This window comes from Paenibacillus silagei (genome assembly GCF_017874735.1).
GTDB classification, from domain to species: domain Bacteria; phylum Bacillota; class Bacilli; order Paenibacillales; family Paenibacillaceae; genus Paenibacillus_AQ; species Paenibacillus_AQ silagei.
Genome location: NZ_JAGGLV010000005.1, coordinates 271,899 through 287,503, shown reverse-complemented (window position 1 = coordinate 287,503; position 15,605 = coordinate 271,899). Strand labels below are relative to the sequence as shown.

The following is a 15,605-nucleotide window of genomic DNA, read 5'->3' as shown; positions in this document are numbered from 1 at the left end:
ATTCAGGAAGCGAATGCCCGCATAACTTTTAGGAGGTAACTGAAATTGGAAGACAACTTTCAAAGTGCCTATCAAGAGGAAGAAGACAGGCTGAACCACGTGCTGACAGAGATTGACTCCACCCTTGAGCGATTGCGTTCAACACCGGTGTATACAGGACACGATTATACCGAGCAGGTGCTGGAGGATTCAAGGGAACAGAAGCGCAAAGATCTTGCCAAGCTTAGGCAGGAGCCTTATTTCGGACGGCTTGATTTTCAGGGCAATGACGAGGAAGACCGCAAGGCACTCTATATCGGTAAAATCGGCGTAGACCGCGAGCAGGTAAGCGACCGTCCGCTTGTCATTGACTGGCGGGCCCCGGTGGCAAGCCTGTTCTATTCTTTTACCGGAGGAACGGAAGCCGCCTCGTATGAAGCGCCGGAGGGGCTGATCGAAGGGCTGGTCTATCTCAAGCGCAACGTGGTGATCCGGAAGCAAATCCTGGAGCGGGTGGCGGATACGTATAACCGTGACAGCGACGCACCGGCGGTATCGGATGAATTCCTGGTCTACCGGCTGGGGGAAAACAAGGATAACCGGCTGCGGGACATCGTCTCCACGATTCAGGAGGAGCAGGACAAGATTATCCGGGCGGCCAAGAATACGGCGCTGATCATCCAGGGGGTCGCAGGAAGCGGCAAGACCACCGTTGCGCTGCACCGGCTGGCGTTCTTATTGTATCAATACAAGGAGCAGGTCTCGGCGGAGAAAATGATTATTTTCGCCCCGAACCGCATGTTCCTGGACTATATTTCGGATGTGCTGCCGGAGCTGGGCGTCGGCAATATTGCCCAGAGCACGTTCCCGGACTGGGCGGCCGGAGTGCTTGATGTCACGCTGCCGGAGCAGGATGCTTCGGAGGTCATGAGCCGCTGGTTCGAGACGGCGGGAGCAATGCCGGCCATCACGGAAGAGACCCCCGGGCGCTTCAAAGGCTCAACGGTGCTGATGAGCGTCATTGAATCCAGCGTCAAGCTGCTGGAGACCAGTGCTGTGCCGGAGGGCGATTTCAGTCCTTGGGACGGGGCGGTGCTGAGCCGCCAGGTGATTCTGCGCTGGCACAATGAGGAATACGCACCGTATCCTCCGGCGAAGCGCAAGGAGCGCGTCATGGCGCGGCTTCACCGCTGGATCGAGATGGAGCTGAAGAAGAGCCCTTCAGCGGCTGCGCTGAAGGAGCGCAAGAAGAAGGGCGCGGCCCGCGAGAAGGCCTACAGCGCCAAGTGGCCGAAATACGAGCCGCTCGCCATCTACAAGCAGATCTTCCGGGCGGCGAAAGTGCCGGAGGACTGGCCGGCGGCAGCACCGGAGGAGATTCCGCCAGCCGTGCTGAAGGAGACCGTCAAAGAGCTGAAGAAGGGGATTCTGCGCGAGGAGGATCTTCCTCCGCTGCTCTATATCCATTATCTGCTGAACGGCAATGAGGGTACGGAACGCTTTGACCATATCGTGATTGATGAAGCGCAGGATTTCTCCCCGTTCCAGATTGCCGTACTGGATCTGTATGTGAAGGGGCATTCCTTCACCATTCTGGGTGACCTGTCGCAGGGCATTCACGCCTACAAGGGAGTACATGCCTGGAGAGAGATGCAGACGCTGTTTGCCGAAGAATACACCGCATACCATGCACTAACCCGAAGCTACCGCTCAACGATGGAGATCATCGAGTTTGCCAATGGCATTCTGTCTGCGGGCGTCGGCAGCGAGCTGCTGGCTGTGCCGGTCTTCCGCAGCGGGAATCCTGTGCGGCTGATCTCCTATGAGGCGGATGTGCTGCCGGGAGCGGCGGCGGCTGCATCGGCGGATCAGCGGCTCAGCGCGGTCAAGAGCGCGCTGGCGCAGCTCTCCGGGCGCGAATACCGCACGGTGGCGGTATTGACCCGCAGCCTGCGGGAAGCCTCTCTACTGTACGCTGAGCTCGCCACGCAGTTCGAGGATCTTCATCTGATTGACGGCAGCATCACGGAATATCGCGGCGGATTGTCGGTTCTCCCCGTCTACTTGTCAAAGGGACTGGAGTTCGATGCCGTCATTCTGGCAGACGCAGACAGCGCCCATTATGGAGCGGCGGCCTGGGATGCGAAGCTGATGTATGTGGGCTGCACACGTGCCCTGCATGAGCTATGGCTGCTGCGGGGCGGCGAATTGCCGCCTTACGTTCAACTGAACGCAGAGGAGAGCGTCTCCGGCTGGCCGGAGCTTGAGCAGCAATAGGTCCAGAGAGGCAGCGCCAAGCGGCCACGGGAAACCGAACCAGCGGCGATCCGGCTATGATCCGGTACAACGGATCCGGCGATGTAGCGAAACAGAGCCGCGGAAGCACCGATGCGCCGCCAAAACCGCCGAATCGCCGAACCACCGATGCGTCAATAAGCGCAAAGGCAAGTCGGGCTCTTTCCGGACCGTAGCGCCCTTATTCTCAGGAAAACGCCACTTTTTGGGAAGTAACGGACCGGAGCGCTTTTATTGTCTCTGTAAGCGATGCTTATGGGCGGAATATCGGCTGATAAGGGCCGTGGTGTCCGTAAATTTGCCAAATCATGACCTTCATCCGAAATAAGCGCCCCTCTGTCCGTAATGACAGGCGGAGTTCCCCTGATTGAAGAGAAAAAGCAGCGATTTTCCTTTATTGGAGGATCGCTGCTTTGTATTTTGGGCGGTTCTGTATTTTTAAGCCTTGTCCTTCGCATCGAACTGGAAGCGCTCCACCTGTCCCTGCATGTCCGCAGCCATACCGGAGAGTGCCGCAGCGGAGGAGGTGATCTCCTCCATCGAAGCAAGCTGCTCCTCGGTAGCTGCGGTTACGCTCTGGAAGGAGTCGAGCGCCGCCCGGGCGATGGTGGCCATCTCCTGAACGGAGGCGGCTACTTGGGAGCTGCTGGCCGACATTTGCTCCGTAATGGCCGACACCTCATGGATCTGCTCGCCGACCTGCCGGGTGGACTGCTCAATCTGCCGGAAGGCTTCGCCCGCCTCCAGGGTAAGCGCCATGCCCTGCTCCACATCCTCTGCCACCTTATGCTTCATCACATCATAAGCGCTGGCGATCAGGCCCACCATCTCGGAGATGGTCTCCTGAATCTGCCCGGCACTGCTATTCGTAGCCTCCGAGAGCTTGCGCACTTCACCCGCCACTACGGCGAATCCTCGGCCGTGTTCACCGGCCCGGGCCGCCTCAATGCCGGCATTCAGCGACAGGAGATTGGTCTGCTTGGCAATGGCGGAGATCGCCGTGCTGGTCTCAGCCACTCTGGCACTTAAGCCGTTAAGCTCAGCGATCAGGGTGCCGGACTGCTGCACCGATTCGCGGATCGTCTTCATCTGCTCTCCGACCTGCTCCATTCTGGCGCTGCCGGTGGAGACATCCGTTTCCGTAAGTATAGCGGCGCTCACAATTGACTCTGAAGCGGAGGCGATTTTTTGGATACCGGTGGACATCTCCTCCATCGTTGTAGCGACTTCGGCGGAAGCATACGCCTGGGTCTCTACGCCCCGGGTGGATTCCTCCACCAGCTCCGTCACATACTCGACTGCCTTGCTGTTCTCGGCCGTGCTGGCTGTGAGCTGTTCACTGGCAGCGGCGAGCTGGCCGGAGGTCTCGGCAACCTCCTGCACCATGGTGCGCAGCGAAGAGACCATTTCATTATAATTGCCGGCAAGCTGACCGATCTCGTCCCTGCGGCTGGTCTGGACGAATTCATCCAGATAACCTTCGCTTACCCGCTTGGCCGAACGGTTCAGGCGTTCCACCGCCCCGGTAATCCGGCGGATAATCAGGAAGGTAATTACTGCAGCAAGCAGTAGCGCAACCACGAGAACGATAGCTGATTTGTACAGAATCGGGTAGACCGCCTTCGTATATTCACTCTCTGGAAGCACTCCGGCCAAGGTGAAGCCGGTCAGCTCATTGGTAATGTAGTATCCGTCCATTTGCGTATCGGCTGCAGCATCCTTGTAGGAGATTTTACCCGCCGGTCCCTGCTTAATTCCTGCTGTCATTGCGCCTGTGGCTTCCGATGCAATCTCCATGGCAGGGTGGTAGATCACCTTGTTATTGCCGTCCAGGATGAAGACATATCCGCTATCGCCCAGACTGACATTCTTCGCCAGCTCCATAAGCTCCTTCATGCTGATGCTGATCGTAACAGCCCCCTTGCCGTCCGGAAAAGCCTTGGAGATCGGCAGAATGTAGCTGTTCGTTACTTTGGAGAAAATGGGATCGATCACCGATGTTGTCTCCGGGGTCTTAAGTGCATCTATGTACCAGTCGCGTATACGGGGATCATAATTGTCCAGCTTGGAATCCGGCGCGAACATGTATTTCCCGTCCTCGTTGCCTATCGCCACGATATCTACCTCAGGATGCTCCAGCTTGAAGTTGTCGATCAGCTTGCGCAGCTGTGGAGAATTGTTTGTTAGCCCCGCGCTGCTCATCTCGTATGCCAGTTCATTCACTCCGGCGCTCTCCAGCAGAATCAGCTGCGACAGTGTTTTATCCAGGAGGTGGATGCTGGAGCGTGTGGTGTCTTCCATTTTGGAGCGCAGAGCCGATTCTGAGGTTTGTGTCGATATGGCCACCAGAGCCAGCGAGGGCAGTACAATAGCTGTAATGATAAGCAGCATCAGTTCAGTTCTGAGCTTCGTGATACGGAATAGGCGCTTTAGGGGGTTTTTCGGTGTTGGCATGGAAGTTCCTCCTGAATTTCTGAATGGATGGACGTTAAAATTTATTTCCATATCTCGAAGTAACTAGATATTTTAATATATATTTCGACAGGGATCGACTAAATAATTAGTTTTTCGTCAAAAAATGTACTCCAATATTTCTGCAATTCTCCCTCTTTCCAAAAGAGTTCGCGTGCCAGCCTTCAGGTGGAGAACGATTATAACTATTCTTGAACTTGTAACCCGGGGCGGCCTGTGGCTTAATAATAAGTGTCCGGCCGGGCAAGATTACTTCTGGAAGGAGGCTGAAGATATGTTTTCAGAATACGAGGTGGTTTCCGTCTAAGACGGAGACCTGTTAAACGGGAGGCCGCGAGGCCTCCTTATGTATAATGAGCGAACACGAGCGGATATGTAATTCCGGTTACTACAATATAAAGAATGACACTGACCAACCACTGACAGACCGCTGATCCATAATGAATGTAGACGATAACCGTAGGGTTTAATATAATGAATTTAGGTGATTTACCAAATTTGAGGAGAAGAAAGGAGGCAGGTGGAATGATTATTCAGAACAGTACAGTGATCGGACTGAACGGAATACACCTGTTGAAGGAGGAAATTGAACGTGAGTTACGTCAATGGAAAGGATGTGCTCCCCCCGGGGCTGCTCGAAGAGCTGCAGGGTTACATACAGGGTGAGCTGTTATACATCCCGAAGAAAGCGGAAGAACGGGTAAGATGGGGCGAGAACAGCGGCTCCCGGCAAGAGATTGCTGCCCGCAACGAAGAGATCTTCTGTAGTCACAGCAGCGGCTGCTCGGTGAACGAGCTGCAGAAGAGATATCACTTATCCGAAGAAAGCATCCGCAAGATCATTTCAAAAATGCGGCAAACGCGGCTGGCGATGAACCGCTAGTCTGGAACGGATATGAGTTCTAATTATAGAACAAAGAGCATGGCTCCCGCCGGTGGCGGCGGGGTCATGCTCTTTTTAAAAATAAAAGAATTTATAGGTTGCACACGATAACTTATCCTTCTATTTCTCGCTGAAACGGTACCGTCCTTTAAAAGGACGGCAAAGCCGTTTCTACTTGCGTTTGGGACAGGTATGGTATGATAGGAGAAGTGTATGTATTCTATTGAAATCTTAGATGATAGCAAGGAAGTGTAAGGATGGATTTATTCTCGCAGGGTGAAGACAACGGGAGCGGACGGCTGCTTGCAGACCGGATGCGGCCCGGCAATCTGGATGAATATATCGGACAGGAGCATATTGTAGGCAAGGGCAAGCTGCTGCGCAGAGCGATTGAAGCGGACCAGGTCTCTTCGATCCTGCTGTACGGGCCTCCGGGCTGCGGCAAAACCACTCTGGCCCATATCATATCGCATCACACCCAAGGTGAATTCGTGCGGCTGAATGCGGTGGAGGCTTCGGTTAAGGATGTGCGGGAGGTCATTGAACGCGCACAGAGCAATAAGGCGCTGTACGGCTCGAAGACGATTCTGTTCCTGGACGAGGTACACCGCTTCAACAGCTCCCGCCAGGATGCGCTGCTGCCGGCCGTGGAGAAGGGGACGATTACCTTCATCGGTGCGACCACAGAGAATCCGTTCCATTATGTGAACGGGGCCTTGATGAGCCGCTCGACCTTGTTCCAGCTGGAGTCCCTGACCAGCGGGCATAGCCTGATTGCGATGAAGCGGGCGCTTGCTGACGATCAGCGGGGCCTCGGCTTCATGGATCTGAAGGCCGACGAAGATGCGCTGCTGCATATCGCCGCGATGGCGAACGGCGATATCCGCCGGGCCTTGAATGCTCTGGAGCTGGCGGCGATGACTACGGCGCCGGAGCGTGACGGCAGCGTGCATATTACGCTGGAGGTAGCGGAGGAGTCGATCCGCCGCCCGATTGTCAAAGCGGACGAGTCAACACAGTACGATGTGCTGTCCGCTTTTCACAAAAGCATTCGCGGTTCCAGCGACGCCGCCCTGTTCTGGTTCCTCTACGCGGTGGAGAAGCTGGGAATGGACCCGATGACCTTCATCCGCCGCCTGATCGCGGCCAGCAGTGAGGATATCGGCCTGGCGAACCCGCAGGCGATGGTCCAGGCGGTCAGTGCGCTGGATGCCTACCGTAATAACGGCTGGCCGGAGGCGAAGCTGAATATCGCGCAGGCGATTCTGTTCGCCGTAGAGAGCCCAAAATCAGACGGGGTAGTGACCGCTATCGCGAATGTCATGAACAGCTTGGAGGATCTGAAGTCGGCTGAGGTGCCGCTGCATTTGCGGGATACGCATTACAAAGGCGCGGCCCAGCTGGGCCATGAGGGCTACCAGTACCCGCATAATTTTCCCGGCCATTATGTGAAGCAGGACTATCTGCCGAAGGCCATCTCCCGCAAGATCTTCTATCAGGCCACCGAGCAGGGCAACGAGGCGAAGATCCGCCATAACCAGCAGCTGCGGCGTGGGCAATAGGGCTTCGATGATAGTTCGCTCCAGCCAATTATAGATTTTTACAAACAGAGAGCAGCCATTCTCCATAACCGGAGGAGGCTGCTCTTTTTGACGCTGTAAATATGATAAAAATGGAAATATTTTGACAAAAAAACCGGTATTCTCAGAAAAATATAATGTAAATATATAGAATTAATTTACTGTATGTGGTATATGTGTAGGTAAGGGTATTTTACCTTAATTTGTAATATGGAGGTGGTAAATGGAACGTGCTCAAATACTATGTCTAATTATGGACACTGGGGAGGTATTTGTGCGTGCCTGAGTCCTGAAGGACTGAACAAGCAAGAAAACGAAGGGAGATGAGTAAGGATGAGTCAAAGTAAACGGAAGACCGGCTGTATCGCTTCACTAAGCCTGATGTTAGCCTTCACTATTGGTTCAGGGACGGCTGTCCGCCCGTCTGTCACCGAAGCGGCAACCGCCGGATTTAATTATGCAGAGGCACTGCAGAAATCGATCTATTTCTACGAGGCCCAGCGTTCGGGTGAGCTGCCGGCGGACAACCGCGTGGAATGGAGAGGCGACTCGGGGCTGCAGGATGGTGCTGATGTCGGCCATGACCTGACGGGTGGCTGGTATGACGCAGGGGATCATGTCAAATTCGGATTTCCGATGGCGTACACCGCGACTATGCTGGCATGGTCGGTCTATGAATACAAGGATGGTTACGTGCAGTCCGGGCAGCTGGATGAGATTCTGGACAATATCCGCTGGGCCACAGACTATTTTGTGAAAGCGCATACTGCGCCGAATGAGCTGTGGGGCCAGGTGGGTAACGGCACGGCGGACCATAACTGGTGGGGACCGGCGGAGGTCATGCCTATGGCGCGCCCGGCTTACAAGATTGATGCTGCACATCCCGGCTCGGACCTGGCTGGTGAGACTGCCGCCGCCCTTGCCTCGGCTTCCATTATTTTCAGGGATTCAGATGCCGCCTATGCGGACAAGCTCCTGCTGCATGCCAAGCAATTATACAATTTTGCCGATACGTACCGGGGAGCTTACTCCGATACCATCACTGACGCCAAGCAGTATTACAATTCGTGGAGTAGTTACGCGGATGAGTTAAGCTGGGGCGGTATCTGGCTATACCTGGCGACCGGTGAGCAGACCTATCTCGATAAGGCGATTGCCGCCAGTGATCTGTGGGGCACCAACCAGGCTGGTGACTGGGGCTACCAATGGACCCAATCCTGGGATGACAAGCATTATGGTGCGCAGCTCCTGCTGTCCCGCATCACTGAGGACCCGAAGTTTATCCAGTCCACGGAACGCAATATGCAGTTCTGGACGACCGGGGTGAACGGCACCTCTGACCGGGTAGCGTATACTCCAGGCGGGCTGGCCCATCTGGATCAATGGGGGGCGCTGCGGTATGCAGCCAACCATGCTTTTCTTGCTTTTGTCTATGCAGACTGGGTTACTGATCCGGTGAAAAAAAATACCGCACAGACCTTCGCCGAGCGGCAGATTAACTATATGCTGGGCGATAATCCGCGGAGCAGCAGCTATGTCATCGGATTCGGCGCGAATGCACCTGAGCATCCTCACCACCGCACCTCACACGGCTCCTGGAGCGACAGCCAGACCACTCCGGCCAACCACCGGCATGTGCTCTACGGCGCGCTCGTTGGCGGCCCCTCCAAGACCGATGCTTACACCGATGCGATCAGCGATTATGTGTCTAATGAAGTTGCAACCGATTACAATTCAGCCTTTACCGGCTCTCTGGCCCGAATGATGATGCTCCACGGGCAGGGGCAGAGCCCGCTTGCGAACTTCCCGCCGGCCGAAACGCGTGAGGATGAGATGTTCACGGAGACTTCTGTGAATGCCAGCGGCAGCAATTTTGTGGAGATCCGCGCGGTTCTCAATAACCGTTCGGCATGGCCTGCCCGCTCCAGCAGCCAGCTGTCCTTCAACTACTATCTGGACATCAGTGAGGCTGTTGCCGCAGGATATGGCCCCGGCGATATCACCGTCAAGGCAGGCGGCTATAACCAGGGAGCCACCGTCTCGCAGCTGCTGCCTTACGATGAAGCGAACCATATCTACTATACCAAAGTAGATTTCTCCGGCACCCCGATCTATCCGGGCGGACAGTCTGCTTACCGCAAGGAAGTACAGTTCCGGATTGCAGGACCGCTGAATACTACCTTCTGGGACAACAGCAATGACTTCTCCTTCAAGGGAGTGGCTGCGAATGCTTCAGCGGCAACGAAGAACCCGTATATCCCGGTATACGATGCAGGTGTAAAAGTGTACGGCGAGCTGCCTTCCGGCGGCGGAACACCGGGTGAACCGCAGGTTCCGGCCCGTCCGTCCGGCCTTCAGGCCGTGCCCGGCAATGCCAGCGTAGCCTTGAGCTGGACTCCGGTCAGCGGCGCTTCCAGTTATACGGTCAAGCGCTCTCTGGTGAGCGGCGGACCGTACACTACAGTGGGTACGGCAACCGCAGCGGTCTACAATGACAGCGGGCTGACCAATGGTGTGGACTATTATTATGTGGTGACTGCAACGAACAGTGTAGGCGAGAGTACAGCGTCTGCCCAGGTGACTGCCAAGCCGCGCGAGATTACTGTGCCTGCCGGCGCTCTGCGTGTGCAGTACCGCACCAATGACACAAGTCCCGGGGATTCCCAGATCCGCAGCCAGTTCCGGATTGTCAATACGGGAACCGAGGCCATTCCGCTCAGCGGCCTGAAGCTGCGCTATTATTACACCGTGGACGGGGACAAGCCGCAGGAATTCCACTGTGATTACGCCCAAGTCGGCAGCGGCAATGTGAGCGGAACCTTTGGGAAGCTGAGTACGCCTGTGGCACTGGCTGATTCGTATTTGGAGATTTCTTTTGCCGCAGGGGCAGGAAGTTTGGCTCCGGGAGCAGACAGCGGGGAGATCCAAGTACGCTTCAACAAGTCGGATTGGACCAATTACAATGAGAGCAATGACTATTCGTATGGAGGAAGCCAAGCAAGCTTCGCGGATTGGGATAAAGTCACGCTGTACCGTGCAGGAACACTTGTCTGGGGCCTCGAACCCTAAACCATACCAGAGAGGAAGTATGCCGAAATGATGAAGCTAAGTTCATTTAAGAAACCGCTTTCTATCGCGCTGAGTGCTGTCCTCACCTTGTCTCTCACCAGCGGGATCATCAATTTCCATCCAGGAACCGCCAAGGCGGAATCGGTGGAGAAGACCAGATTCCTGCAATTGTATGACCAGCTGAAGGACCCGGCCAGCGGGTATTTCTCGGCTGAAGGCATCCCGTATCATGCGGTAGAGACCCTGCTCAGCGAGGCGCCCAACTATGGGCATATGACTACCTCCGAGGCCTATAGCTACTGGATGTGGCTTGAAGTGCTGTACGGCCATAACACCGGGGACTGGAGCAAGCTCGAATCAGCCTGGGACAACATGGAGAAATACATTATTCCGATTAATGAAGGCGACGGCGTGCAGGAGCAGCCGACCATGAGCAGCTACAACCCGAACAGCCCGGCCACCTACGCCTCGGAGCTCCCTCAGCCGGATCAGTATCCAAGCGCGCTGAACGGCAAGTATACCCCAGGGAAGGACCCGCTCGATGCAGAGCTGAAGTCCACCTATGGCAATAACCAGACTTATCTGATGCACTGGCTGGTGGATGTGGACAACTGGTATGGCTTCGGCAACCTGCTGAACCCTAACCATACCGCCAGTTATGTGAACACCTTCCAGCGCGGAGTGCAGGAATCGGTCTGGGAAGCAGTAGGCCACCCCTCACAGGATAACAAGACGTTCGGTAAAGCCAATGAAGGCTTTATGAGCCTGTTCACCAAGGAAAATAGCGTACCTTCAGCACAATGGCGTTACACTAACGCTACGGATGCCGATGCACGCGCTGTGCAAGCCATGTATTGGGCTAAGGATCTTGGCTATACCAATACGGTCTATCTGAACAAAGCCAAAAAAATGGGCGATTTCCTGCGTTACGGCATGTACGACAAGTATTTCCAAAAGATCGGCAGTGCTGCTAACGGTTCGCCGCAGCCGGGAACCGGTAAGGATTCCAGCCAATACCTGCTGGCCTGGTATACGGCCTGGGGCGGTGGTCTCGGAACCGGCGGGGACTGGGCCTGGAGAATTGGCGCCAGCCATGCGCACCAGGGGTATCAGAATGTGGTTGCAGCCTATGCGCTGTCCACCGCAGCCGGAGGGTTGATTCCGTCTTCGGCGACAGCCGGAACGGACTGGGGCAAATCACTGACCCGCCAGCTTGAATTCTACAACTGGCTGCAATCCGCCGAAGGGGCGATTGCGGGCGGGGCCACCAACAGCTACGGCGGCTCGTATAGCGCTTATCCGGCCGGCAAAAGCACCTTCTACGGCATGGCCTACGAAGAGGCCCCTGTGTATCATGACCCGCCGTCCAACAACTGGTTCGGGATGCAGTCCTGGAGTATGGAGCGGATGGCTGAGCTGTACTACATCCTGGCTTCCAGCGGGGATACCAGCTCAGACAATTTCAAAATGGCCAAACGGGTCATTGAGAACTGGATTAACTGGTCCAAGGATTATGTCTTTGCAGACAGCCGTCCGGTATCGGATGCTGCGGGCTATTATCTGGATCAGCAGGGCAACCGGATTCTGGGCGGAACCAATGCGCAGGTTGCCACTGTTCCCGCACCTGGCGAGTTCTGGCTTCCAGGCAATGTGGAGTGGTCCGGCCAGCCGAATACCTGGAGCAGCTTCAGCTCTTTTAACGGTAACAGCAGCCTGAAGGCAGTGACCAAAGACCCGGGGCAGGATACCGGCGTACTGGGCAGCTATATCAAAGCCCTCACCTTCTTCGCGGCAGGGAACAAAGCAGAGCATGGCAACAATACTGCGCTCGGCGGAACCGCTTCACAATTGGCCAAATCCTTGCTGGATACGGCCTGGGGCTACAATGACGGGGTGGGCATTACGACACTTGAGAAGCGTGCGGATTATTTCCGTTTCTTCACCAAAGAGGTATACTTCCCAGCGGGCTGGACAGGTACCTTCGGCCAAGGAAATACCATACCGGGCAACGCTACCGTACCTTCTGATCCGGCCAAGGGTGGAAACGGAGTGTATGCGAGCTACACCGATATTCTCCCGGATATCAAAAATGATCCCAAGTGGAGTTATCTTGAAGACAAATACAATACCTCCTACAACAAAACCACCAAGACTTGGGAGGGTGGCGCACCTGAGTTCACCTATCACCGCTTCTGGTCTCAGGTGGACATGGCTACGGCCTATGCCGAGTATGACCGGCTGATTAATAACGGCAGTGGCCCTATGCCAACAGCTACCCCTACAACCACGCCAACGGCTACACCGACAACAGTGCCAACAGCCACACCGACAGCCACACCGACAGCCACACCGACAGTCGCACCGACAGCTACACCGACAACAGTGCCAACCGCTACACCGACAGTCGCACCAACGGCTACGCCGACAACAGTGCCAACGGCTACACCGACAGTCGCACCAACCGCTACGCCTGCCGTAGGGAATCTGGTTGTTCAATACCGTACAACGGATACGAACGCCACAGACCCGCAGTTCCGTCCGCAGCTGCGGATTGTCAATAACGGGACCACAGCGGTAGACCTCAGCAAGGTTAAGGTACGGTATTACTACACGATTGACGGCGAGCGGGCACAGCAGTTCAATGTCGATTATGCGGCTCTCGGCGGCAGCAATGTGCTGGGCAGCTTCGTGAAGCTTGAGCCTGCAGTTACAGGAGCGGACCACTATGTGGAGATTTCCTTTAGTGCGGGCGCGGGCAGTCTTGCTCCGGGTGCGAATACCGGCGAGATTCAACTGCGCGTTAACAAGACCGACTGGAGCAATTACAATGAGGCTGACGATTACTCCTATGATGCAACCAAAACGTCTTTCACAGACTGGAACCGGGTGCCGCTGTATCTGAACGGTGTGCTGGTCTGGGGCGTTCAGCCGCAATAAGGCTGAAGCCTTGTGAGTCAGCCCCGGCGTGACTCCGTGTCCTGACCCATCAATGACGAAGAACCTTCAACTCCACGCGCTGTGGTGTTGAAGGTTCTTTTTTGAACGAAATAAGAAACATGTAATCGAAAAACCGAACACAATGTGCTGGGCGAAGGCGCATGGGCCAAATGTAGTCGGAAAACCGAACACAATGGGCTGGGCGAAGGCGCGTGGGCCAAATGTAGTCGGAAAACCGAACACAATGGGCTGGGCGAAGGCGCATGGGCCAAATGTAGTCGGAAAACCGAACACAATATGCTGGGCGAAGGCGCATGGGCCAAATGTAGTCGGAAAACCGAACACAATGGGCTCAGCACCAGCACTGTTCAACCGTTAGAAAGTTTTTCTTTAGTAGGGGGAACTCTGGCTGGGGTGCAATCAGACCTGCGCCAGCGGCGCGACTTTGTCGGCCGTCTCGATGGTTCCGCCGCCAAGACAGGTCTCGCCCAGATAGAAGACCACGGCTTGTCCGGGCGTAATCGCCTTTTGCTGAACATCAAAGGCCACATGGACGGTTCCATCGGCCTGCTTCGTCAGCGTAACTCCCTGATCCGGCTGGCGGTAGCGGAACTTGGCCGTACATTTTAGCGGCTCATCACCAAGGGTGTCCGGATCAATCCAGTTCACCCCTGAAGCTATAAGACTGGTCGAGTACAGGCTGATGTGCTTCTCACCTTGCACCACATACAGGGTATTGCTTGCCAGATCCTTCTCGGCCACGAACCAGGGTTCTCCTGTACCGGAGCCGCCGATACCAAGCCCCTGGCGCTGGCCCAGCGTGTAGTACATGAGGCCGTCATGCCGGCCCTTCACTTCGCCCGTAGCGATATCGACCATATTGCCTGACTGTGCAGGCAGGTATTGGCTGAGGAATTCGCGGAAATTGCGTTCTCCGATGAAGCAGACGCCGGTGCTGTCTTTTTTCTTCGCGGTATAGAGTCCGGCTTCCTCGGCAATCCGGCGTACCTCCGGCTTCGGCAGATGTCCGATCGGGAACATGGCCTTCGAGAGCTGGTACTGGTTCAGCGCATTTAGGAAATACGTCTGGTCCTTGTTGTTGTCCACGCCGCGCAGCAGCTTGAACAGGCCGTCTTCTTCCACGACCCGGGCGTAATGCCCCGTAGCGACATAATCTGCACCAAGCTGCAGTGCTTTGTTCAGGAATTCGCCGAACTTGATCTCGCGGTTGCACATCACATCCGGATTCGGGGTCCGGCCAGCCTTATATTCTTCAAGGAAATAGGAAAAGACTTTATCAAAGTATTCCTTCTCGAAATTAACGGTATAGTAAGGAATATCGATCTGCTCGCAGACGCGGCGCACATCCTCGGCATCGGTCTCGGCCGTACATACGCCGAACTCGTCGGTATCATCCCAATTCTTCATGAAGATGCCGATGACGTCATATCCCTGCTGCTTCAGCAGCAGCGCTGTAACAGAGGAATCCACTCCGCCCGACATCCCGACGACGACCCGGATATCCTGATTAGCTTTTGTCATCGTGATCACCATTTTCTGTACACAAAATACCGGCGTTCTCACTGAACACCCGGCTCATTGTGTATTATAACATACCTGTCTACCCCAAACGAGGACACTACTGCTATGAAATATAGCGAAAAACGGTCCGAAATTGACAATTTGTCCACCAGTGGAGAACAAAATCGTGAATTATTGCCGTTTGCTGTTTCAAATGTGTCCATAGATATGATAACATAAGCTGAGAGCAGACATCGGAATACATTGATATGCAACTAAACCGAAAGAGGTGCCCCTTTGAAAATCTCAACCAAAGGACGTTACGGATTAACCATTATGATGGAGCTTGCCCTGAAATTCGGCGAGGGGCCTACATCACTTAAGAGCATCGCCGAGAAAAACGGACTCTCCGAGCATTACCTGGAGCAGCTCATCGCCCCGCTGCGCAATGCAGGCCTGGTGAAGAGCATCCGCGGAGCTTACGGCGGTTATATTCTGTCCCGCGAGACCAACACCATTACCGCCGGAGATATCATCCGCGTCCTGGAAGGCCCGATCTCCCCGGTAGACTTCACCGAAGAAGACGACCCGGCCAAGCGCGACCTCTGGCTGCGCATCCGCGACAGCATCGCCGATGTGCTCGACTCCACCACCTTATCCGACCTGATCAACTTCAAGGAAGAGAGCCAGGCGGATAATTATATGTTCTATATATAAAAATGTCTTTAAATCGTCCTTCTCAAGAAACTTGGGGAGGATCTTTTTTTTATCTCGCTGTCTTTTTATTTGATCTGCAGTTCATCTGCATATGATCTTTATCTGTATAGGGTAACCTTATTGTATACTTTGGTAGTTCTATGCGTTTTATG

General features: G+C 55.0%; 8 protein-coding genes. 6 read left to right on the top strand and 2 right to left on the bottom strand.

What is annotated here, in order from left to right:
* Positions 1 to 45: 45 nt before the first annotated feature.
* Positions 46 to 2,256 (top strand): HelD family protein, encoded by a 2,211-nt coding sequence (locus tag J2Z70_RS10190; RefSeq protein ID WP_209872285.1) that lies wholly within the window; start codon positions 46 to 48, stop codon positions 2,254 to 2,256.
* A 456-nt stretch (positions 2,257 to 2,712) separates the two neighbouring features.
* Here J2Z70_RS10190 and J2Z70_RS10185 read toward each other — a convergent pair whose 3' ends face one another.
* Complete coding sequence (locus J2Z70_RS10185) at positions 2,713 to 4,728, bottom strand: methyl-accepting chemotaxis protein (RefSeq protein WP_209872282.1); 2,016 nt, start codon at positions 4,726 to 4,728, stop codon at positions 2,713 to 2,715.
* A 610-nt stretch (positions 4,729 to 5,338) separates the two neighbouring features.
* On the opposite strand from J2Z70_RS10185, the gene J2Z70_RS10180 reads away from it, so the two are divergent.
* The 4 genes from J2Z70_RS10180 to J2Z70_RS10165 all read left to right on the top strand — a co-directional run bounded on the left by J2Z70_RS10180 (position 5,339) and on the right by J2Z70_RS10165 (position 13,215).
* Entirely contained in the window at positions 5,339 to 5,629 is a 291-nt protein-coding gene (locus J2Z70_RS10180) for a CD3324 family protein (RefSeq protein WP_036690524.1), read from the top strand.
* A gap of 257 nt (positions 5,630 to 5,886) precedes the next feature.
* Positions 5,887 to 7,191 carry a replication-associated recombination protein A gene (locus J2Z70_RS10175; protein ID WP_209872279.1) on the top strand — a complete coding sequence of 435 codons (1,305 nt, stop codon included), beginning with the start codon at positions 5,887 to 5,889 and terminating at the stop codon, positions 7,189 to 7,191.
* Positions 7,192 to 7,542: 351 nt separating this feature from the next.
* Positions 7,543 to 10,278, top strand: coding sequence for a glycoside hydrolase family 9 protein (locus tag J2Z70_RS10170; protein ID WP_209872276.1), 2,736 nt, complete (start codon positions 7,543 to 7,545; stop codon positions 10,276 to 10,278).
* Between the two features lie 30 nt (positions 10,279 to 10,308).
* On the top strand, positions 10,309 to 13,215 hold the full coding sequence (locus J2Z70_RS10165; protein ID WP_209872509.1) for a glycoside hydrolase family 48 protein: 2,907 nt from the start codon (positions 10,309 to 10,311) through the stop codon (positions 13,213 to 13,215).
* Between the two features lie 420 nt (positions 13,216 to 13,635).
* Here J2Z70_RS10165 and mnmA read toward each other — a convergent pair whose 3' ends face one another.
* Positions 13,636 to 14,757 (bottom strand): tRNA 2-thiouridine(34) synthase MnmA, encoded by a 1,122-nt coding sequence (mnmA, locus tag J2Z70_RS10160; RefSeq protein ID WP_036732325.1) that lies wholly within the window; start codon positions 14,755 to 14,757, stop codon positions 13,636 to 13,638.
* Positions 14,758 to 15,033: 276 nt separating this feature from the next.
* Between mnmA and cymR the strand changes: the two genes are divergently transcribed.
* Entirely contained in the window at positions 15,034 to 15,453 is a 420-nt protein-coding gene (gene cymR / locus J2Z70_RS10155) for a cysteine metabolism transcriptional regulator CymR (protein ID WP_036732323.1), read from the top strand.
* Positions 15,454 to 15,605: the final 152 nt, after the last annotated feature.